Raw genomic sequence first — 19,139 nt, 5'->3', positions numbered from 1 at the left:
AACATGGTCAAGGTAAATGAATATTTTGGCGGTCAGGTCAAATCGCTGACGATCAATTCGCTCGATGGCCGGGAGACGGTCGGCGTGATGGAGACCGGCGATTACGAGTTCGGGACCGAGGGCAAGGAAAGAATGAACGTCATTTCGGGTTCGATGACCGTTAAACTCCCCGGAAAGAACGATTGGCAGGTCTTTTCCGAGGACTCTAAGTTCGAGGTCCCGGCCAATTCAAAATTCCAGGTGAAAGTCATCGCGGACGCCGCTTATCTTTGCGAGTATTTATGATCAAGCTTCCCGCTCCCAAGGAGCTCGGTAAAAAAAGCGTCCTGGCGGCGCTGAAAGCAAGAAAGACGGTTCGCGAGATCAGCGGCAAAAAGCTTTCCCTCCAGCTCCTATCCAATCTCCCCTGGGCGGCAGATGGCGTTAACCGGAAAAAAGGTCCTTTTGGCATTCCCGGGCGAACGGCCGGCTCGGCGAGCAACTCGCAGGAGATCGACCTTTATGTCGCGCTGGAAGACGGGGTTTATCTCTATGAAGCGATCCCACATCAGCTCACTCCAGTCGTCTCCGGCGACCTCCGTCCTCTGGCGATCAATAAAGGGCAGGGGAATCTCGGCGCCAACGCTCCGGCGCGGATCATTTACGTGGTCGATCTCGATAAATTGACCCATTCGAAGGGGTATATGGAGCCGGGGTTGAAGGACGAGGAGGTCCAAAAGTCGTATTATTATGTTGATACCGGCTGGATCGCGGGAAACCTTGCCGCCTACGCCGCCTCGCAAGGTCTAACGGCCTGGTTCCATAACTGTCAGAAGGGGGCTTTGGCTGAAAAGTTGAAGTTGAACTCGAATCAACGGGTCCTGTTTGCACAGACGGTTGGATGGGTGGAACGAGGAAGTATTTAAGGGGGTAGAAGTTGCATAGAAGATTTGGCCTGTTGGACAGATTGTAGTGGCACAGTCCTAATTTAAATAAGGAGTAATACAATGGAAATTAAATCAATTGATAAGACCGTCGATGAGTTATTGGCATCAAATTATTATTGCATTCCAAGATTCCAAAGGCCTTATTCTTGGGATCAAGAAAATATTATGGATTTTTGGAATGATTCGATCGCTGATAGAAAGTCTAATGACGATTATTTTATTGGATCAATGGTGGTGTTCCCAGGCAATAATGGATATTTGAATGTTGTTGATGGGCAACAGCGCCTGACTTCAATTATAATGTTGCTTTGTGCATTGCGTAACGTATTTGAGGAAGAATCGTTTAATGAGTACGCCCTCGGTACTCAAAATATTATAGAAAAAGTAAACAACAAAAATCAAAAACAATTTGTTTTGAAGACCGAAACCTCATACCCTTATTTTCAAGAAAACATTCTTAAGTATAAAAGCAGCGGCGAACCCATTTCCGTTAAGCCGGAAGAAATTAATATTAAAAATGCTTACGAACTATTGACCAAATTGATACGCGATTCAATCGTGGCAGTTAAGGGTACCCCTTCTATGGGAGCGGAAAGATGCAAGTCAGAAATTGAGAAGTTGCTGACTTCTATTAGAGATAAAATATTATCTCTAAAACTGATATTTATTAAGCTAAAACAAGAGGATGACGCATACATCATATTTGAAACTCTAAATACAAGAGGTAAAGATTTAACAATATCGGATTTACTTAGGAACTTTATTACAAAAAATATTAGGCCAGAGACAACAGATGTTGATAGCGCAAAAATGACCTGGGAAAAGATAAAAGATGTTATCAATGGATCGTCTGCGGAAATAGATGTTGATACCTATATTCATCACTATTGGCTTTCAAAATATAGCTATTTGCCATCAAAAATGCTTTTTAAGGAGATTAGGTTAGTAATTAAAGGGCCTGAAGTTCAAGCATTCTTGGATGATCTTTATCTTAATGCAGATTATTATCGCCAAATACATGAGACTGGTTACATAAAATGGAGCCAAGAAGAGGGCGCAATAAAAGCTTCTTTAAATGCGTTGCAAGTATTTAAAGTAAAGCAACAAGTGCCCCTGATATTATCAGTCCTGCGTTCATATCGAGCAAAAAGTTTGAAAATAAAAAACGTTCAAGATATATTTACAGCAATAGAGAATTTTCATTTTATTTTTACTGCGGTAACTTCAACGCGCTCATCAGGCGGAATATCTGCTATGTATGTTAAGGCGGCAATAGATGTTGATAACGCCAAAACATCAGAAGAGAAGGTCAGATTGCTCCGCGACTTTAAGGCGAAATTGAGGGAAAGAATCCCCAGTATAGATGAATTTAGAATTGCTTTTAATGAAATATATTATACTGAATCAATGACTAAGCAGAAGCAGATTGTAAAATATATATTAACAAAATACCATATCAACTATTTTAATGCATTGCCAATAGATAAGGAAAAGACAACAATTGAGCACCTCGCTTCTCAGCGCTTGATTTCTGATGGCTTACCTGAACAAGTATGTGGCAAGTTGGGGAATTTAATTTTGGTTACTAAAGAGGCAAATAGCGAGCAACTGAAAAGTAAAAGCTTCAAGGATAAAGTAAAAATGCTTAAAAAAAGCAAATATCCTTTAGATGAATATTTGGAAAAAACCAAAATATGGAATGGGGAAACAATAGGAGAAAGAACGAATATTATGGCAGACGAGGCATATAATAATATATGGAAAATATCATAAGCGCTTCTTCATATAAACAGTAGGTATATTACTAAATTGCTTTTATTAAATAGAGTCTGCGACGCCGCATAATTTGATGTTTTTATATGTTTGGGTCCAGACAGCGGGGGATTACTTCTTACCTCTATCAGATATTAGCTCTCCGCCAACCCCGACATTCTCCGGCGGGTTTTCGGTGACAGTGTGAAACACAGAAAATATGAATATTATCTGTATCTGTAACATTAGCCTCTTATCGAACATTTAAATGGAGGGGAAGAAAATATTAAATTGTGACGATTATTTATTAGGGAATAAATGTTTAACGGCAACGTTTAGCATAATAGTAATTTGAACAATTGTGGAAATAAGTAGTAGCTTAAAGCTCCACTCCTCAAGAATAAATAGTTTTGTTGCCTGGAGGCCAGTAAAAACAAAAACCACGATTGTTTCTATGGCTAGAAAACAAAACAATATAATAAGTGTTATCCTTTTAAGATGAATATCTTGCGCAAAAGATTCGTTCTCAAGCTCTTTGTGCCGATAAGCTGCCTTATCTTCGACGGGTTCGGGTTTAATGCCATAACTAGGAATCCTTATATGCGATGTTCCTATTAATTCAGTAGCATATTGTTTTATGAGATCATTGATCTTACTATCGTTTAATTTAGCCATTATTATATTGCCAGGCCCAACTTCCCCAATCGGATGCTCATTGCTATTACAGAAACATTAAAAACTTTCGCGCATTCTTCTATGTTATTGAGTTTTGCCCACACTGTTCGCACTAATTTCTCCGGCATAAGAAGTACTGCGGCAAAATTGTTTGCTTCTCTTTCAATCTGATTAGTTGTTATAGAATCCGCTCTAAAGAGGGCGCTATTGCTATCGAGTAAATCTTCATAATCAACAATAATGTTGCTGCTTTTGATTTGTTCTTTATGTAGAAAATAATGACCAATTTCATGCGCGGTAGTAAAATATTGTCTAGTAACTGGCTTTTGTTTATTTACTAATATTAAATATTTATTAACATCATTATTTAAAACAATCGCGCCAGACACATTTTCAGGCAATTTATAGGAATCAAGTATTTTTAGATCTGATTTGTCTTGTAGAATATTCTCAAAGGGGAAGGGTGATAAGCCATCGGGGTTATATTTACAAGCTATTTCTTCCGCTTCTGTGGAAATTTCAGCTAATGATGCCATGTTGAAGCCCCTTTATTGTTATTATACATCAAAGTGATATGTGTGAAAAGAAAACGCATAAGTACGCAGAGAGTATTCAAGACTAATTACGTATTCCAACCACCTTCATCGACAGTCATACAGCAGACGAGGTTAATCGTCCTAGCTAATGACTTCCCTACTTCTTCTGCCTATCCGCTATCAAAACCCCGCCAACTCCCACATTCTCCGGCGAGGTTTCGGTGATCGTGACGACGTAGGCCTGGCGAGGGAATTTATAAGCCTTTTCCATCGCATCCGTCACTTCCTTGACCAGCGCCCGCTTTAGTTCCACACTCTCGATCTTCGGTCCGGTAATTTCCGCGCTTGGCATAGAAATACTACCTCCTTAAACTGGTTAAAAAGCTGCTTTTATCAAAAGGGGCTGACTGTGGTTATTTTCCCGTTGGGCAGTTCAAAGTAGATCTTTTCATGCTTCACGTAAACGTTAGCAATGCCTTTTTTGCGGTTCTTATCTTGAGCTATTTTAACCGCGCGATTACCAATTCGGAGCATTTCGAGGAAAAATTCAAGAGTTTTGCTTGTCATTGGTTATTTGCCCTTTTTAAAAAGATTGAACAGGCTGTCATCCATGATCTCAAAGCCCGACTTTCCTCCGGCGGCCACTGGAACAAGCCTCTCCATGCCATTATAGAGTATTGTCCATTCATCCGCAATATCTTTATAGATACGCCAAAAATTCTCTTTGCTTCGATAAAATCGCCTAATAACATCCTCTTTTGGAACATCGTGGCCCCCGGCTTCTACCCTGACTTTTATCCGCTCGAGCGCGACTTTGGGATTATCCACAAAAATATATATAATTGAAACGCGATAACCAAGTCTTTTAACTTTTTTGACCGTTTTTGCAAGAGAGCTGCCTGATAGGGTGGACTCTGCCGCGATGGACGCTTTTCTATCGATCGCTTTGTCCATTATTTTAATGAACATTTTTCCCGCACTTATTCTGCTTTTGGCTTTAATCGCGATCAGGTCAGCATTCAAGAATTCAAGCGAATATTCTTTAAGCAATTCATTCGCCACAGTTGTTTTGCCTGTGCCATTGGCGCCGGCCAAAACTATGAAACGTTTAGTTCTTTTATCCATACTTTTATTTCTTTTATTCGGTCTTCGAAATATACTTCTCCGGCTCCTTCTTGAACGCTTCCATATCGGGCTTATTACAAAAATAGTACTTTTGCCCTTTATATTCCGCGATCCATTTAGCCGTCTTTTCGTCTACCGTCATGCCGCAAACGAGATCAATTGCCATGTTAAAGCCTCCTTTTAGACATCTATTCCCAAGAACTGCCTAATGATCAAGCCGATCACGAAGCTTAAAAAGGCGACACCGAGACTTATGGCCAGCATTTCGGCGAAGCGGCGGGGGAAGGCCACCTCTTTGACCACCGAATAATAATAATTAAAGAGCCCGATCATGATGACGGCGGTCAGAAGCGTGAAGAGGATAGCGATGAATGGGCTATTCAGCAATAAGAATGGGAGGACGAGAAAAGAGACGACGATAAAATAGGTCAGCCCGGTGTAAAACGACGCCCGGAGGGGGTTCATGTGGCCGTCGACCTTGGCGGAGAGATATTCCGAAGCGGCCATGGAGAGCGCGGCCGCGACGCCGGTGATCAGCCCGGCGACGCCGACTAGTTTTCCGTTCTGCAGGGCAAAGGTCAGGCCGGCGAGGGTGCCGGTCAGCTCGACCAGCGCGTCATTCATCCCCAGCACCACCGCGCCGATATATTTCAGCTTCTCCTCGTCGATCAGCTTGACCAGCTCGTTCTCGTGACCGCTCTCGTCCTTGATTATCTGCTCGATCTCGGGAAGAATGCCGATCATCCGCCGATAAACTTCCTGCGCCCCTTTTTCGCCGTTCTCCATCAGCTTGATACTAAAAGTGATGCCAAATATCCGGGCGAGGAAAAGATACCACCAGATTTTAAAACGGTTCGGTTTAACATCCTGTTTGGTGTAGCTTTTATATACATTATAATGCCGGAGCTCGTCGGCGGATATTTTAGCAATAATTGAACGATTGTTGTCGGTCTTGGCCAAGGCGGAAAGCCGAGCGTAAATAAGATGCTCGCTGATCTCGTTCTTTTGAAAATTCAGCAGAAGCCCAATGGTTTTGCGGCCGAGCTGTCCGGTTGACGGGGAATTATTGTTCATGGCCCACATTATACCCCTTGTTGTTGCAACATTGAATGGCGTTAGGTATAATCCGGGCACTATGAAAATACAGATCATCATGGGAAGCACCAGACAGAACCGCTTCAGCGAGAAACCGGCCCGTTGGTTATTCGAGCTGGCCAAGACGAGGACTGATTTTGAATTTGAACTCCTCGATCTGCGCGATTACCCCCTTCCTTTCTATGACGAAGCGCTTCCGCCGGCGATGCTCAAGGGAAATTATTCCAGCGAGATCGCCAAACGGTGGGCGAACAAGATCGGAGAAGGGGACGGCTACATTATAGTGACCCCGGAATACAATCACGGTTATCCGGGAGTGCTGAAAAACGCGCTCGATACGGTCGCCGTCGAGTGGGGGAAGAAACCGGTCGGTTTTGTCAGCTATGGCAGTGCCATGGGGACGCGCTCGGTCCAGCAGTTGCGGCAGGTGGCGATCGAACTCCGGCTGGTCCCGATCGAAGCGGCCTTGCAGGTCCCGATCGATATCTTTCGGGCGGGGTTGGCCCAAAAAGAGGGGGACTTTAACGCTCTCTTTGAGCCGATGAAGCCGTTCGCGAACACTTTTCTCGACCAGATGGCCTGGTGGACAAAGGCCTTGCAGAGCGTTCGATAGAGCGACGGCCTAACATCCAACTTCAAACCTCAAACTTCAAAACAAATCCAAAATATCAAAAATTAAATACTAAATATTTTGGTATTTATGATTTGTTAATTGCCTTTTGTTTTGAAGTTGGATGTTGGAGGTTTGAGGTTAAGACGGCAGCGTAGCGATAGCCTTTGCTAGTCTGGCAATGACCTTTTCTTTTCCGATTATCTCCACCACATCATACATCGGCGGGGTTTCGGAGCGGCCGGAGAGGGCGAGGCGGCAGGGGTGGATTATTACTCCGAGTTTAACCTTCATTTCCTCGGCTAAACCTTTAAAGATCGGCTCGATGTTTTCTTTGGTGAACGGCTCGAGTTTTTCCAGGCGCCCTTTTAGCGTGGTCAGGATTTGCTTGGCGTGCGGTGTTTTAAAGTGCTTCTCGACCCCTTTCGGGTCATAGTCAAATTCGTCCCGGAAAAAGTAGGACGATAACTCGACGATATCCTTGATCAGGACGAGCCGGTCCTGGAAAACGAGGACAACTTTTTTCAGATACTCTAATTCAATTTTGCCGTAGGCGTCGAGCAGCAGCCCTTCGCAGAGATCGACCAGCCGCTCGGGTAAGATCTTCCGGATATACTGGCCGTTGAGCCAGTTGAGCTTGTCCAGATCGAAAATTGCCGGGTTCTTGGTGACGCCGTCGAGCCCGAACTTTTCGATCAGCTCCAGGCGGGTGAAGACCTCTTGGTCGCCATGTCCCCAGCCGAGCTTGGCGATGTAATTGAGCATCGCTTCGGGGAGATAACCCATCGCGCCATAGTCGACGACCGAGGTCGCCCCGTGGCGCTTGGACAGCCTGGCCCGGTCCCTGCCGAGGATCATCGGGATATGGGCAAAGCGAGGGAGGCTCCAGCCGAATGCCTGGTAGAGCAAGATCTGTCGCGGGGTGTTGGAGAGGTGGTCATCACCGCGGATGACGTGGGAGATCTCCATCAGGTGGTCGTCAATGACGCAGGCGAAGTTATAGGTCGGAAAACCGTCGGACTTCAAGATGACGAAATCATCGAGCACCTCGTTCTTGAAGGTGACCGGGCCGCGGACCATATCATCAACGACCGTCTCCCCGACCGGGGTCATCAGGAAACGGATGACGCGCGGTTGGCCGGCGGCCAGTTTTTGCTTGATCTCGTCTTCGGCGAGCTTGCGGCAGTGGCCGTCATAGCGCGGCGCTTCTTTGCGTGCTTCAGCCTCTTCCCGTTTTTTCTTCAGCTCCTCGGGCGTACAAAAGCAATAGTAAGCTTTGCCCTCTTTGACTAACTGATCGGCATGTTTTTGGTGCAGGGCGAGCCGTTCGGTCTGGTAGTAGGGGCCGTGAGGACCGGCGACACTCGGCCCTTCGTCCCAGTCCAGCCCGAGCCAGTCCAGCCCGTGGAGGATCGCCTTGACCGCTTCGGCGGTCGAGCGTTCCTGGTCCGTATCCTCGATCCGGAGGATGAACTTCCCCCCGTGGTGGCGGGCGAAGAGCCAGTTGAAAAGGGCGGTGCGGGCGCCGCCGATGTGCAGATTGCCGGTGGGCGAAGGGGCAAAACGTACGCGTACCATAACCAGGATTATAACACGCCGGCTTCGCGGGAGACGATGATGTAATGGACCTTTTCGGGATAGACCAGGCCGAGCGCCTGGGCTTTCTTTTCGATCAGCGGCAGGTCCTCGCCCCGGGCGGCCTGGCTGTCGAGCTGGCGCCGGCGGCTGATCGTCTCGTTCAGCTTGATCTTTTGGTCGTTGATCCGGTAGGTCAGGTTGATGTTCTGGGCGTAAATGAAGAGGTGGACCCCGGCGAGCAAAAGAAAGACGAGGAGGGTCGAAACAGCCAGGCGGAAATCTTTATTTCGGTTCATAACTTTTCGGCGGCCCGCAGTTTGGCGCTCCGGGCGCGCGGGTTCTCCTCTCTTTCCGCTTCAGTCGCGGCCAGTGGTCTTTTGGTCAACACTTTAAGTTTACCATCTTGGGCGGCCTCGCGGAAAGTGTGTTTGGCGATCCGGTCCTCCAGCGAATGGTAGGCGATGACGACGATCCGGCCGCCCGGTTTTAACAGGGCGATTGAATCGGATAGGGCGGACTTTAGCACATTCAGCTCGTCATTGACCGCGATCCGAAGTCCCTGGAAGACCCGGGTGACCGATTCGCGTTTGCGCCAGGTCGGGATCGCTTTTTCTATCAGCTCTTTTAATTGGCCGGTGGTCGAGAGCGGGCGGGATTTGACGATCGACCGGGCGATCCGGCCGGCAAACCGTTCTTCCCCGTATTCCCCGATGATCTGGGTCAGCTCCTCGAGCGAATAATGATTGGCTAGGTCGGCCGCGGTCATCGCCCCGCCCGGGTCCATCCGCATGTCGAGCGGCCCGTCATGCTGCAGGCTAAAACCGCGGGCCGGCGTGTTGATCTGGTAAGAAGAGACCCCGAGATCGAAGAGGAAGCCGTCGACCGGCTCTTTCAGGTATTTCTTGAGCTGGGAGAAGTTGTCGTGAATATAAGTGATGCCGTCGAACTGTTTTAGCTTCTCTTTGGCGGCTGTGATCGCCTCCGTATCTTGGTCAAACCCAATGATTTTGAGGTTTGAAGTTTGAAGTTTGAGGTTGTAAGTATGTCCCCCGCCGCCCAGGGTGCAATCAACGATCGTTTTGCCGTCGGCTGGGGCGAGGAGTTCCACGACCTCTCGGGCCATGACCGGAGTGTGTTGATAGGGGGTAGCTGTCATGTTAGTATTATAACACTATGCTCCTTGCAGAGATCGTGGCTAGTAAACATCGTGAAGTGGCGGCCCTCCAGGCCCACCTGAACGTCGAGAAAGTCAAAAAAGCCTGCCAGGCCCTCCCCCCGCCGCGCGACTTTGCCCGGCCGTTTGGCCGGGGTAAATTTGCCTTGATCGCCGAAGTGAAAAAAGCCTCACCGTCGGCCGGTGTCATCGTCGAAAAATTCGAACCGGTCTTCCTGGCCAAGCAGTATGAAGAAGCGGGGGCGGGGGCGCTCTCGGTCCTGACCGATGAAAAGTATTTTGGGGGAAAGCTCGGGCATTTGAAAGAGGTGAAAGACCCGACCACTATCCCGGTCCTGCGCAAGGACTTTATTATCGATGCCGCGCAGATCTATGAGTCGAGGGTCGCCGGGGCCGATGCCATCCTCCTGATCGTCCGGTTGCTCTCCGACGCTCAATTAGCGGAATATCTTGACCTGGCCCGCACCCTTCAGCTAAGCTGTTTGGTCGAGGCCCATGACGAGCCTGAAGTGGAGCGGGCGCTGAAGTCCGACGCCGAGATCATTGGCCTGAACAACCGCGATTTGGACACGCTAGCCGTTGACCTCCAAACCAGCCACCGCTTGCTGGACAAGTTCCCGGAATTGCGGGCGCGGGTCGTCATTGCCGAAAGCGGGATCAAAACGGGTGAAGAGGCCAGTAGTTTGCGGGCGAAAGGGGTCTCCGGGCTCCTGGTCGGTGAAAGCCTCCTCCGGAGCGGCGATATCGCAGCCAAAATAAAGGAGTTGCTGGGATGAGAAAGTTGCTCGCGCTGGTTGGAGTGGTCGTTCTCTGTTCCGGAGTCCTGGCGATGGGGGAATTGCCCACGACGACCGAGGTCATCAATCCGACCGTTGAATACTCGCGGGATTACGGCCTCCCTGGTTCGGGCGAACGGCAATTCTATTTCCCCCAGGATGTTAAGGTGCCGCTGGTCGGCAATCTGGAAACAGGACTGGGGGATATGTTCATCACCGATACCGGGAATAATCGGGTGGAGCGGCTCGATAGGAGTGGCGGGTTCGTCTCCCAATTCGGCGGCTTTGGCGCGGAGGCCGGCAAATTCAACACTCCGACCGGGATCGCGGTCGACTTTAATTACCGCCTTTATGTCGCCGAGAAGGATAACGACCGGGTCCAGCTCTTCGATATCCGCGGCAACTTCCTTAACTACGTGGCGACCGGCGAATACGGTTACCGCCTCCTGCAAGACCCGGCCGGGCTCGACGTTGATCCGCTGGGGAACTTTTATGTCGCCGACAGCGGCAATGACCGGATCCTCAAGTTTGATGAGTCGGGAAATTTCCTCGGTTTGATCGGCGGGTTCGGCGTCGGGCCGGGCTTCCTTAACCGCCCGACCGATGTCGCTGTTGACCGTGACCGAAGCGTCTTTGTCGTTGATACCGGGAACAACCGGGTCCAGAAGTTCTCGGATGACGGCCGCCCGCTCTTCTCGTTCGGCCGGGGCGGGAGCGGGCCGGGCGAGCTCTTGCTGCCGCAGGGGATCGCGCTGGATAATAAGTTGATCTACATCAGCGATAGCGGTAATAACCGGATCGCGGTTTTTACCCGGCAGGGTAAATTTGTCCTCTCTTTTGGCCGGAAAGGGCTGGGGCGGGGCGAATTCAATAACCCGATCGGCTTATGCGTTGGGAACCAGGGAAAATTGTACGTTGCCGACTCCGGCAACCACCGGATCGTCGAGCTGAAAGTGAGCTATTAGCATGCCTGACTGTCTCTTTTGCAAAATAGTTGGCAAACAGGTCCCGGCCAGTGTGGTTTACGAAGACGATAAAGTGCTGGCCTTCAACGATATCGCGCCGCAGGCGCCGACCCATATCCTGGTCATCCCCAAAGAACATATTTCGGCGCTGGCCAGTGTCACGGACCATGCTATCCTGGCCGAGGTTTTCCGGATAGTTAATCAACTGGCCAGGGAGAAAGGTCTGGTGGCAAAAGGGTTCCGGACGGTCATCAATAACGGCCGCGCCGCCGGCCAGGCGGTCGACCATTTACACGTTCACTTGCTCGGCGGGCGGGATTTTAACTGGCCCCCGGGGTAACGAAGGAGGAGAAAATATGGACTTTGGTAAATTAGGAAAAATGGCGGAGATGATGAAACAGGCGAAGCAGTTGAAAGACGAAATGTCACGGGCCAGGTATGAGTCCGAAGCGAACGGCGTTAAAGTCGTGATCAACGGCGAGATGGAGATCAGGGAACTGTCTATTCCCGCGGAAATGACCGATCAGCGCCGGATCGAATCATCGGTCAAAGACGCGGTCAATCGCGGCCTGAAAACCGCCAAAGAAGACATGGCCAAAAAGATGTCGAAGCTGACCGGCGGCTTGCAGCTCCCCGGAATGTAATGCGGTTAAATATTCGGGTCGTCCCCAACGCCAAACGGAATAAAGCGGTAGAGGAACCCGGCCGCCTCAAAGTTTACCTGACCGCGCCGGCCATCGAGGGGAAGGCCAATAAGGCCTTGCTCGAATTTCTGGCGGAGCATCTTGGCGTCAAACGTTCGGCCTTAACGATCATTCGCGGCGCCAAGAGCCGGGATAAGATCGTCGAGTACGCCCCCCCCCGCCCCAAACTTTAGGTAAGGGCTTGACAGGCCAGGGACGCGGCGCATACTTTACATAATATAGTTTATATAGTTAATAAGGAGAGAATATGAAAAACAAGATAATTTCCGTGGTCGCGTTTATGGTCCTTCTTTTGGGATCGAGCAGTCTAGCGTTTCAACCGGCTGTTATCGGCGGGATAAGGGACGGCGTGGCGCTGGGGCTAATGGCGGAAAGCGGCCTCACGAACGGAGCGGCGTTAAGATTTGGTTTTGAAGCCAATACGTCAAATACGCCGGGTATTCTCTTTGTTGGCGGAAAATGGTTCCTGACCAATATAAGGGGCGGCTCCCCGATGTTTATGAGCGGCGGCTTGGTGGGATATCTGGGCGATCAGACGTCGGCCGGCCCATATATTTCCCTTGTTTTTGAACGGTTCCTCGAGGTGACTCCTTTGTTCCTGGAAGTTGGTATAGACGTGGTCAAGTCCGGCCGACTGCAGTTTCAGGCGGGATATTTCTTTTAAGGGGGGATGAACATGAGTAAAAGTCTTGGCGGTTTATTTGGACCTGTTTTGATCTTCGCGCTCCTGGTTATCGGGCTCGCGGCAACGGCCCAGGCGGAGGTCAATGTCAACGTTAATATAGGTCCGCCGCCTATAGTCGTGTCGGCGCCTCCGGCGGTGGTCATGATGCCGCAGACCGGCATCTATTTTGTGCCGGGTGTCAGTTTTGACGTCTTTTTCTATAACGGTTACTGGTGGTCGCCGCGAGGCGATCGCTGGTACCGGTCAAGCCAGTACCGGGGGCCGTGGGGGATCGTGCAACGCAGCTATGTTCCCGGATATTTGTTCAAAGTGCCGAAGAATTACCGTACGGTCTATAAGAATGAGCGGCACATCAATTACGGGGAGTGGAAAAATAATTACGGGCAGTCGAAAAAGCAGGGCGGGCAGTTGAAAGGGCAGGGCAGGAAAAATGAAGGCCGCGGCCGCAAGCATTAAACATTAAAACCCGCGCCTTCGGCCAGAATGTCCCCTTGATTGGGCTTGACATTGCAGTTGTCAGGGCTATAATTTACTTGGGTTAAAATCTAAACAAAAAGGAGGTGAAAATTAATGAAGAAAGTTATTATATTATTTGTGGTCATGGCCTTCATGGCTTCAGTCTCCAGCGTTGCTTTTGGCCGGACGATCGATGAGGAAAAGCAAGCGGTTAGGGATTATCTGAAGGTGATCGACGCAAAGATCATCAAAGCGCGGAAGGCTAAGCAGAGTGCAAAAGTCACTATGCTGAAAGGCGAAAAATCCGCGACCCTGGCTCGCTGGAACAAGCTGAAAGCTTCGCTGGAAGTCGCGCCACCACCGCCACCACAGGCAGTCGCTCCTGTTCCGCCAGCTCCGGTCGTCGTTAAGCCGGCCGCTTCCGCTGGATTGTTCGGAATGGGGCTCAACACTTCTCTCTCCGGTCTGTATATCAGCACTGGAAAGGGATCGCTCTCCGGTTCCATCGGGGCGATGGGCAACCTGGTGTTGGATGACTTTATCGGTCTTGGGCCCATGGTTGGCCTGTCGGCCAATGCCGTGAAGTTCAAGGTTGGTACAGGTTATGTCATGGGCGGAGGAGGCTTAAAGGCTGTCCCAGTCTACGGCGGCGGCGTTATCAACTTGCCGCAGTGGATGGGTGGTCAAGAGAGCTACCTTACCGGCGGATTGAACTACGTTGTCTACGGCAACGGGAAGACCAGCGGTAAGATCGGCGGCGATGTCTACTTTGGCATCACTGCTGACTTAGGCCTGGGATTAGGGAAGACCGGATTTGAGATCGGATACAGTGTTGTCCGCTCGAACACCGTCACTTCCAAGGGTATCAGTCTCTCAGTTTGCCAGCCGATCGCTCTGTAGCAAAAGCGGGGACCTAATTCTTTTTAAAGGGAACATGGATACTTTAAACGGGTTGGTCCCCGTTTCTTTTCTTCTGCTTCCGCTATTCTCGAGCGGCGCTCCCCGGAGCAGGCAGGTTGCAACTCTGAACGATAACGGGTAAAGTTAGAGGTTATGTTGAAACCGAAGCTCAATATCGCTTTTGTCGGTAATTATTCCCCGCGCCTGTGCGGGATCGCCACTTTTACGACCGATCTGTGCGAGGCGACCGCTAAACTCCTCTCTCCCCGGTCGAATGTCTTCGCGCTCGCCGTCAACGACACCGACCAAGGCTACGCTTATCCGCGTCGAGTGGCCTTCACTCTGCGGCAAACCCAACAGAAAGATTATTTTGAAGCGGCCAATTTTATCAATGCCAGTAATGCCGATGTGGTCTGCGTCCAGCACGAATACGGGATCTACGGCGGCTGGGATGGCATTTACATCCTCTCCCTGATCTCCAGCCTTAGCGTGCCGGTGGTCGTGGTCCTGCACACGGTGCTCAAAAATCCGACCCCCAACCAGAAAAAGATCATCCAGGAGATGGCTCAGCGGGCCAATTATCTGGTGGTGATGAGTAAACTGGCCGTTACTTTATTGCAGGATGTTTACGCCGTGCCGGCCGAGAAGATCAGGACCCTTTATCACGGCACGCCCGATTTTTCCTCGCTGGATAACGGCCACTACAAAAAACGTTTCCAGGTGGAAGGGAAACAGACCCTGTTGACCTTTGGATTGCTTAGCCCGAACAAAGGGATCGAGACGGTCATAAACGCTCTCCCCAAGCTGGTCCAGGACTTTCCTAAATTAATTTATATCGTGCTGGGAAAAACCCACCCCAACGTCCTGAAGGAATATGGCGAAAAATACCGGGCGGGACTGATCGCGCTGGTTGATAAGCTGGGTCTGCAGGAGCAGGTGATCTTTGATGACCGTTTTGTCAGCCTGGAGGAGCTCTATGCCTGGCTGATGGCGGCGGACATATATATTACCCCTTATTTGAATGAGGCCCAAATCGTCAGCGGGACGCTCTCCTATGCGGTCGGGGCGGGGACCGCCATCATCTCTACCCCTTACTGGCACGCCAAAGAGCTGCTGGCCGAAGGCCGGGGACGATTGATCAACTTTGGGGACAGCGCGGCGCTGGCCGCGGCCCTGCGCGACCTGTTGTCGAACCAGGCGACGTTAAAACTGCTGCGCGATAAAACCTATAAATTTGGGCGGCAGATGCGTTGGGAAAAAGTCGCGGAAAAGTATCTGGGAATATTCAAGCAAACAGCGGCCACCGCGACCAAAAGATCGTTAACGCTAAAAACCCCCGCCCTGCTGTTGCGCGAACCGCCCTTTGACCTGGCGCACTTAAAGCGTTTGACCGATGATACGGGGCTGATCCAGCATGCCAAGTATATCGTCCCCGACCGGCAGACCGGTTATTGCCTGGATGACAACTCCCGCGCGCTGATGTTGTGCGCCTGGGCTTTTTTCCTTTTGCGCGGCGAGGACGCCAAGGAGCTGATCTCCACCTATTTCAGCTTTACCCATTTTATGCAAACCCCCGACGGGCGCTTCCGTAATTTTATTGATTACCAGCGCCACTTCCTGGACGAGACCGGGTCAGACGACGCGGTCGGCCGGGCGCTCTGGGCGCTCGGCTATATCATCTGGCGGCCGCCGCGCAATGCCTATCGCTCCCTGGCTTATGAGTGTTTCCAGAAGGCCTTGCCTCACGTCCACGGCTTGAACCTGCGCGGCAAAGCCCTGGCCATGCTGGGGTTGGTCTCCTATCTGCGCTGTTACCAAGGGGATGAGAGCGTGACCGCCAAACTGCGTGAATGCGCCGACTATTTATTGGATCTGTACAAAGATGTTTCGGACGACAATTGGCGCTGGTTCGAGGATATCATCTGTTACGATAACGGGATCATGCCGATGGCCCTGTTCCAGACCTATTCCATTCTCCGCGAGGAAAAATACTTAAAGGTTGCCCAGGAAACATTAGAGTTCTTAGAAAAGACAATTACTCACAATGGACGACTGTCGATCGTCGGCTCCCGCGGCTGGTATAAAAGAGGCGGGGTCAAGGCCAAATATGACCAGCAGCCCATTGATGCCGCAGCCATGGTCCTGGCTTATCAGTCGGCTTACCGGGTGACCGGAGATAAAGAATATTTAAAGAAGATGCGCCAGGCCTTCGGCTGGTTCCTTGGTGAGAACGACATGGGGATGTCTTTGTACGATCACGAGACCAAGGGGTGCGCCGACGGCTTGCTGCCGGAGGGGGTCAGTCTGAACCAGGGCGGCGAGAGCACCGTTTCTTTTCTCATGGCGCTGCTGGCCATGATCGAAGAATATGAGCTCGCCAGTGTGGCTTAAAAGGCCCGGCTCGCGATAGGACATATGGCCCAATAATAGCCATTGATATTATAGGACATATGTCCTATAATATTATATATGCCGAAATACACGATCAGCGATAAAGATAAATTAAACAGGCTGATAAAAGAAGCGGGCCTTAACCGGAGCGAACTGGCCAAAGCGCTTGAAGTTAGCTATAAGACCGTTTACCGGTGGCTTGATAAAGGGGTAAATCCCCATTCTTCCCAATCAAAAGATATTGACGAGCTTTTTAAAGCGCATATTGATATTACCGATTGGGTTGAAAAGATAAGGAAAAATATTCCTGATCCGATCAAGCTCCTGAAAAAAGATCCCCTGATAAGAGAAAAATTCTTCATATCAATGACTTACAATTCAAACGCGATAGAAGGCAGCCGTATGACCTTAAAAGAAACAGCCATGGCGGTAGAAGGGAAAAAAGTGAAAGGGAAGGAATTATTTGAGGTTTTAGAAGCGGTTAACCATCACAATGCCTTGCTATATATGCTGGAGGTTATTAAGCCTGGCTTTAAGATCACGGAGGATTTTATTCTTAAGATCCATTCGATCGTCATGTATAATTTTAACAATAAACTTCCCGGTAAATACCGCACCGGGTATGTTAATCTGACGAACACGGAAAAACCGCTACCTGCGGCTCAACTGGTTCCGCTAAAAATGCGCTTTTTAGCCAAGGATTTGAATAATTATGGCAAAGAGATAATAAGAAAGATCAGCCGTGATCATTATGAATTCGAAAGTATCCACCCGTTTTTTGATGGGAACGGGCGCGTCGGCCGTATCATCATGAACACCCAGCTTTTAAGCCGAGGATATCCGCCGGCGATCATCGAAATAGAGGACAGGTATAAGTATTACCTGGCGTTAAGCAAGGGAGATCTGGGGGATTTTAAGAATTTAACCCAGATGGTTTGCGACAGCGTTATTAAAGGATACAATCTGCTGTTTGCGGCTTAGCGCTTCTTCAGCAGTTTCTCCAGCAGTTCGTCCACCGGGATGCTGGCCACGTGCGATTCCGAGTCGGAAATGGCGTAAGGGATGATCAATTCGCCGTTGAGGATGATGGAGCCGCAGCTGTAGACCACGTTCGGCACGTAGCCTTCGCGCTCTTCTTCCCGCGGCATAAGCAGCGGCTCTGTGAGCCGCCCGATGATCTTCGAGGGATCTTTCAGGTCCAAAAGCGCCACGCCGATGCAGTATTTACGCATCGGCCCCACGCCGTGCGTCAGCATGATCCACCCTTTTTTGGTTTCGAGCGGTGAGCCGCAATTGCCGATCTGGACCAGCTCCCAGCTGTTGGCCGGCGTTTCGATTTTTACCCCTTCATACCAGAAATGGATATTATTGGAATAACTTAAGTAGAGGCTTTCCCCGTCGGTCCGCGTGATCATGGCATATTGTCCGTTGATCTTGCGCGGGAAAAGGGCCATTCCTTTGTTGCGGGCCATGGGGCCGTTCAGGGTCGAGACCTTAAAACGGTGGAAGTCCTTGGTTTCGATCAATTGCGGCAGGATTCCCCGGCCGTTATAGGCGGTATAGGTCGCGTAGTAGGTGATGCTGCCGTCCTCATCCACAAAGCGGACAAAGCGCGCGTCTTCCACCCCATTGCTTTCATTTTGCGACAGGGGAAAGATCACCCGTTCCGAGATCAACTGCCCGTGCGGGAAAAAGACCTCATAATTGGATTCCGTCAGCCAGCGGATGTGGCCGATGGTGTCATCCAGGTCGGCGGGGGTAAAGGTGCCGCTGTCACGGACGCCGTTGATCGCCCGATTCATTTCGTCCGGCGTGAAGCTGGCCGGTAAAGGCTGGTGGATGGCCTTAGCCGCTTCGCTGAACTGGCCCATCTCCTCCAGTTTGGCCTTAAAAAGTTCCCGGTCGTAGGTTGCGTTCAAGACGATCTCGGGTGTGCCTATAAATGGGCTGACCGGCTCCAGAAATATTGAATTATCCCGGTCGATCAGGGCGCTGCGGAAAACGATCGAGGAGATATGGCCTTCGCCGGTCGCGCGGAAGCTAAAAATAACGCGCGTTTGCCCCTTCTTTATCTGGTTCTGCTTGGGATAGATGACGATCGAAGGATTGAACAGGGCGGCCGATTCGATCGAGTATTCCATCGTAAAACAAGAGCCGAGCAAGAGCTTTCTTTCGTCTGATAGCGCCGCCGGCTCCTGAATGTATCCGGCGATCCGCTGGTAATTATTCAGCAAGACAGACTTAATATTCTTGTGGCGGTGCGCAAACTCTTGGAGGGTTTGCTGGAGCAGTACTTTAACCTTGGGTTCGTCCAGCGCCAGGAGGCGATTGACGATATTAATAGTGTGGGCTTCACTGCCGGGACGGAAAGGGCGGGTAATGACCCGGCGCTGGTCCGGGCGGATGTTTTTCAAGGTTTTGTTGGTGATGCGCTTGAACAAGCGCGAAATAATGACCGGATCATGGAGCGCGGGTTTGCCCAGCTGCTTATTGGCGATCAAAATCTCGGCGTTTTTGCCAAAAGGGGCGGGTGACTCTTTGGTCATGGTGGTGTAATACTAAACTTTATGCGGCCAAAAAGCAATCAGCGCTAAAAGAAGGTTAGGAGAAAAGGCATGTTATAATTAATTCGTGCCTAAAACCTACTTTATAAAGACCTATGGCTGAAGCCTGGCGGGACATCTATCATCGGCTAAAACCTATCCTGGAATTCATTTATATTGGGCAATTATAGTGCGTCTTTCCCGGGCCGTTCAGCACCATCCCTATATAGTCTACCTAGGCACACAGG

At 50.1% G+C, this 19,139-nt stretch carries 25 protein-coding genes; 14 read left to right on the top strand and 11 right to left on the bottom strand.

Annotation, left to right across the window (positions count from 1 at the left end; translation table 11 throughout):
* The first annotated feature begins 3 nt into the window (after positions 1-3).
* From WC903_07165 to WC903_07155, 3 genes are all read left to right on the top strand, one after another.
* The gene (locus tag WC903_07165) at positions 4-285 is read left to right on the top strand and encodes a pyrimidine/purine nucleoside phosphorylase (GenBank protein MFA5893717.1); all 282 of its coding nucleotides are present in this window, start codon (positions 4-6) and stop codon (positions 283-285) included.
* Entirely contained in the window at positions 282-905 is a 624-nt protein-coding gene (locus WC903_07160) for a nitroreductase family protein (protein MFA5893716.1), read from the top strand. Before WC903_07165 ends, WC903_07160 begins: the two co-directional genes overlap by 4 nt.
* Before the next feature lie 81 nt (positions 906-986).
* Positions 987-2,699, top strand: a complete 1,713-nt coding sequence (locus WC903_07155; protein MFA5893715.1) for a DUF262 domain-containing HNH endonuclease family protein — start codon at positions 987-989, stop codon at positions 2,697-2,699.
* Positions 2,700-2,978: 279 nt separating this feature from the next.
* On the opposite strand, the gene WC903_07150 is transcribed toward WC903_07155, so the two are convergent.
* From WC903_07150 to WC903_07120, 7 genes are all read right to left on the bottom strand, one after another.
* The gene (locus WC903_07150; protein MFA5893714.1) at positions 2,979-3,353 is read right to left on the bottom strand and encodes a hypothetical protein; all 375 of its coding nucleotides are present in this window, start codon (positions 3,351-3,353) and stop codon (positions 2,979-2,981) included.
* Between the two features lie 2 nt (positions 3,354-3,355).
* The gene (locus WC903_07145; protein ID MFA5893713.1) at positions 3,356-3,889 is read right to left on the bottom strand and encodes an ImmA/IrrE family metallo-endopeptidase; all 534 of its coding nucleotides are present in this window, start codon (positions 3,887-3,889) and stop codon (positions 3,356-3,358) included.
* Positions 3,890-4,046: 157 nt separating this feature from the next.
* Positions 4,047-4,241: a 4-oxalocrotonate tautomerase DmpI gene (gene dmpI / locus WC903_07140; GenBank protein MFA5893712.1), complete on the bottom strand. Its 195-nt coding sequence runs from the start codon at positions 4,239-4,241 to the stop codon at positions 4,047-4,049.
* A 41-nt stretch (positions 4,242-4,282) separates the two neighbouring features.
* Positions 4,283-4,456, bottom strand: coding sequence for a hypothetical protein (locus WC903_07135; GenBank protein ID MFA5893711.1), 174 nt, complete (start codon positions 4,454-4,456; stop codon positions 4,283-4,285).
* A gap of 3 nt (positions 4,457-4,459) precedes the next feature.
* The gene (locus WC903_07130) at positions 4,460-5,014 is read right to left on the bottom strand and encodes a zeta toxin family protein (GenBank protein MFA5893710.1); all 555 of its coding nucleotides are present in this window, start codon (positions 5,012-5,014) and stop codon (positions 4,460-4,462) included.
* A gap of 13 nt (positions 5,015-5,027) precedes the next feature.
* Positions 5,028-5,180, bottom strand: a complete 153-nt coding sequence (locus WC903_07125) for a YHS domain-containing protein (protein ID MFA5893709.1) — start codon at positions 5,178-5,180, stop codon at positions 5,028-5,030.
* A 14-nt stretch (positions 5,181-5,194) separates the two neighbouring features.
* On the bottom strand, positions 5,195-6,088 hold the full coding sequence (locus tag WC903_07120; protein ID MFA5893708.1) for a VIT1/CCC1 transporter family protein: 894 nt from the start codon (positions 6,086-6,088) through the stop codon (positions 5,195-5,197).
* Between the two features lie 61 nt (positions 6,089-6,149).
* Between WC903_07120 and WC903_07115 the strand changes: the two genes are divergently transcribed.
* Positions 6,150-6,722 (top strand): NAD(P)H-dependent oxidoreductase, encoded by a 573-nt coding sequence (locus WC903_07115; GenBank protein ID MFA5893707.1) that lies wholly within the window; start codon positions 6,150-6,152, stop codon positions 6,720-6,722.
* 138 nt (positions 6,723-6,860) lie between these two features.
* Here WC903_07115 and gltX read toward each other — a convergent pair whose 3' ends face one another.
* From gltX to rsmH, 3 genes are read right to left on the bottom strand one after another with little or no spacing between them, the layout of a single operon-like run.
* The gene (gene gltX / locus WC903_07110) at positions 6,861-8,297 is read right to left on the bottom strand and encodes a glutamate--tRNA ligase (GenBank protein MFA5893706.1); all 1,437 of its coding nucleotides are present in this window, start codon (positions 8,295-8,297) and stop codon (positions 6,861-6,863) included.
* An 8-nt stretch (positions 8,298-8,305) separates the two neighbouring features.
* The gene (locus tag WC903_07105) at positions 8,306-8,593 is read right to left on the bottom strand and encodes a hypothetical protein (GenBank protein MFA5893705.1); all 288 of its coding nucleotides are present in this window, start codon (positions 8,591-8,593) and stop codon (positions 8,306-8,308) included.
* Complete coding sequence (gene rsmH, locus WC903_07100; protein ID MFA5893704.1) at positions 8,590-9,453, bottom strand: 16S rRNA (cytosine(1402)-N(4))-methyltransferase RsmH; 864 nt, start codon at positions 9,451-9,453, stop codon at positions 8,590-8,592. The genes WC903_07105 and rsmH overlap by 4 nt, the downstream gene beginning before the upstream one ends.
* Before the next feature lie 17 nt (positions 9,454-9,470).
* Here rsmH and trpC point away from each other — a divergent pair, with 17 nt between their 5' ends.
* From trpC to WC903_07050, 10 genes are all read left to right on the top strand, one after another.
* The gene (trpC, locus tag WC903_07095) at positions 9,471-10,247 is read left to right on the top strand and encodes an indole-3-glycerol phosphate synthase TrpC (GenBank protein ID MFA5893703.1); all 777 of its coding nucleotides are present in this window, start codon (positions 9,471-9,473) and stop codon (positions 10,245-10,247) included.
* Positions 10,244-11,212 (top strand): NHL repeat-containing protein, encoded by a 969-nt coding sequence (locus WC903_07090; protein ID MFA5893702.1) that lies wholly within the window; start codon positions 10,244-10,246, stop codon positions 11,210-11,212. The genes trpC and WC903_07090 overlap by 4 nt, the downstream gene beginning before the upstream one ends.
* Position 11,213: 1 nt before the next feature.
* The gene (locus WC903_07085; GenBank protein MFA5893701.1) at positions 11,214-11,552 is read left to right on the top strand and encodes a histidine triad nucleotide-binding protein; all 339 of its coding nucleotides are present in this window, start codon (positions 11,214-11,216) and stop codon (positions 11,550-11,552) included.
* Between the two features lie 16 nt (positions 11,553-11,568).
* Positions 11,569-11,856: a YbaB/EbfC family nucleoid-associated protein gene (locus tag WC903_07080; GenBank protein MFA5893700.1), complete on the top strand. Its 288-nt coding sequence runs from the start codon at positions 11,569-11,571 to the stop codon at positions 11,854-11,856.
* On the top strand, positions 11,856-12,089 hold the full coding sequence (locus tag WC903_07075) for a DUF167 domain-containing protein (GenBank protein ID MFA5893699.1): 234 nt from the start codon (positions 11,856-11,858) through the stop codon (positions 12,087-12,089). Before WC903_07080 ends, WC903_07075 begins: the two co-directional genes overlap by 1 nt.
* A gap of 74 nt (positions 12,090-12,163) precedes the next feature.
* A complete protein-coding gene (locus WC903_07070; GenBank protein ID MFA5893698.1) occupies positions 12,164-12,580 on the top strand; it encodes a hypothetical protein in 417 nt (138 codons plus the stop codon).
* 12 nt (positions 12,581-12,592) lie between these two features.
* Positions 12,593-13,057 (top strand): hypothetical protein, encoded by a 465-nt coding sequence (locus WC903_07065; protein ID MFA5893697.1) that lies wholly within the window; start codon positions 12,593-12,595, stop codon positions 13,055-13,057.
* A gap of 114 nt (positions 13,058-13,171) precedes the next feature.
* Positions 13,172-13,957 (top strand): hypothetical protein, encoded by a 786-nt coding sequence (locus tag WC903_07060; protein ID MFA5893696.1) that lies wholly within the window; start codon positions 13,172-13,174, stop codon positions 13,955-13,957.
* A 153-nt stretch (positions 13,958-14,110) separates the two neighbouring features.
* The gene (locus WC903_07055) at positions 14,111-16,348 is read left to right on the top strand and encodes a glycosyltransferase (GenBank protein ID MFA5893695.1); all 2,238 of its coding nucleotides are present in this window, start codon (positions 14,111-14,113) and stop codon (positions 16,346-16,348) included.
* Positions 16,349-16,426: 78 nt separating this feature from the next.
* On the top strand, positions 16,427-17,329 hold the full coding sequence (locus tag WC903_07050) for a Fic family protein (protein ID MFA5893694.1): 903 nt from the start codon (positions 16,427-16,429) through the stop codon (positions 17,327-17,329).
* Here the strand turns inward: WC903_07050 and WC903_07045 are convergent.
* Positions 17,326-18,894, bottom strand: a complete 1,569-nt coding sequence (locus WC903_07045; protein MFA5893693.1) for a glycoside hydrolase family 130 protein — start codon at positions 18,892-18,894, stop codon at positions 17,326-17,328. The genes WC903_07050 and WC903_07045 overlap by 4 nt on opposite strands.
* Between the last annotated feature and the right edge of the window lie 245 nt (positions 18,895-19,139).

It is taken from the genome of Candidatus Margulisiibacteriota bacterium, from assembly GCA_041658645.1.
GTDB lineage: Bacteria > Margulisbacteria > WOR-1 > O2-12-FULL-45-9 > XYB2-FULL-48-7 > JBAZZV01.
The sequence above is the reverse complement of the archived record's forward strand: the minus strand, read 5'-3'. Positions and strand labels throughout refer to the sequence as shown.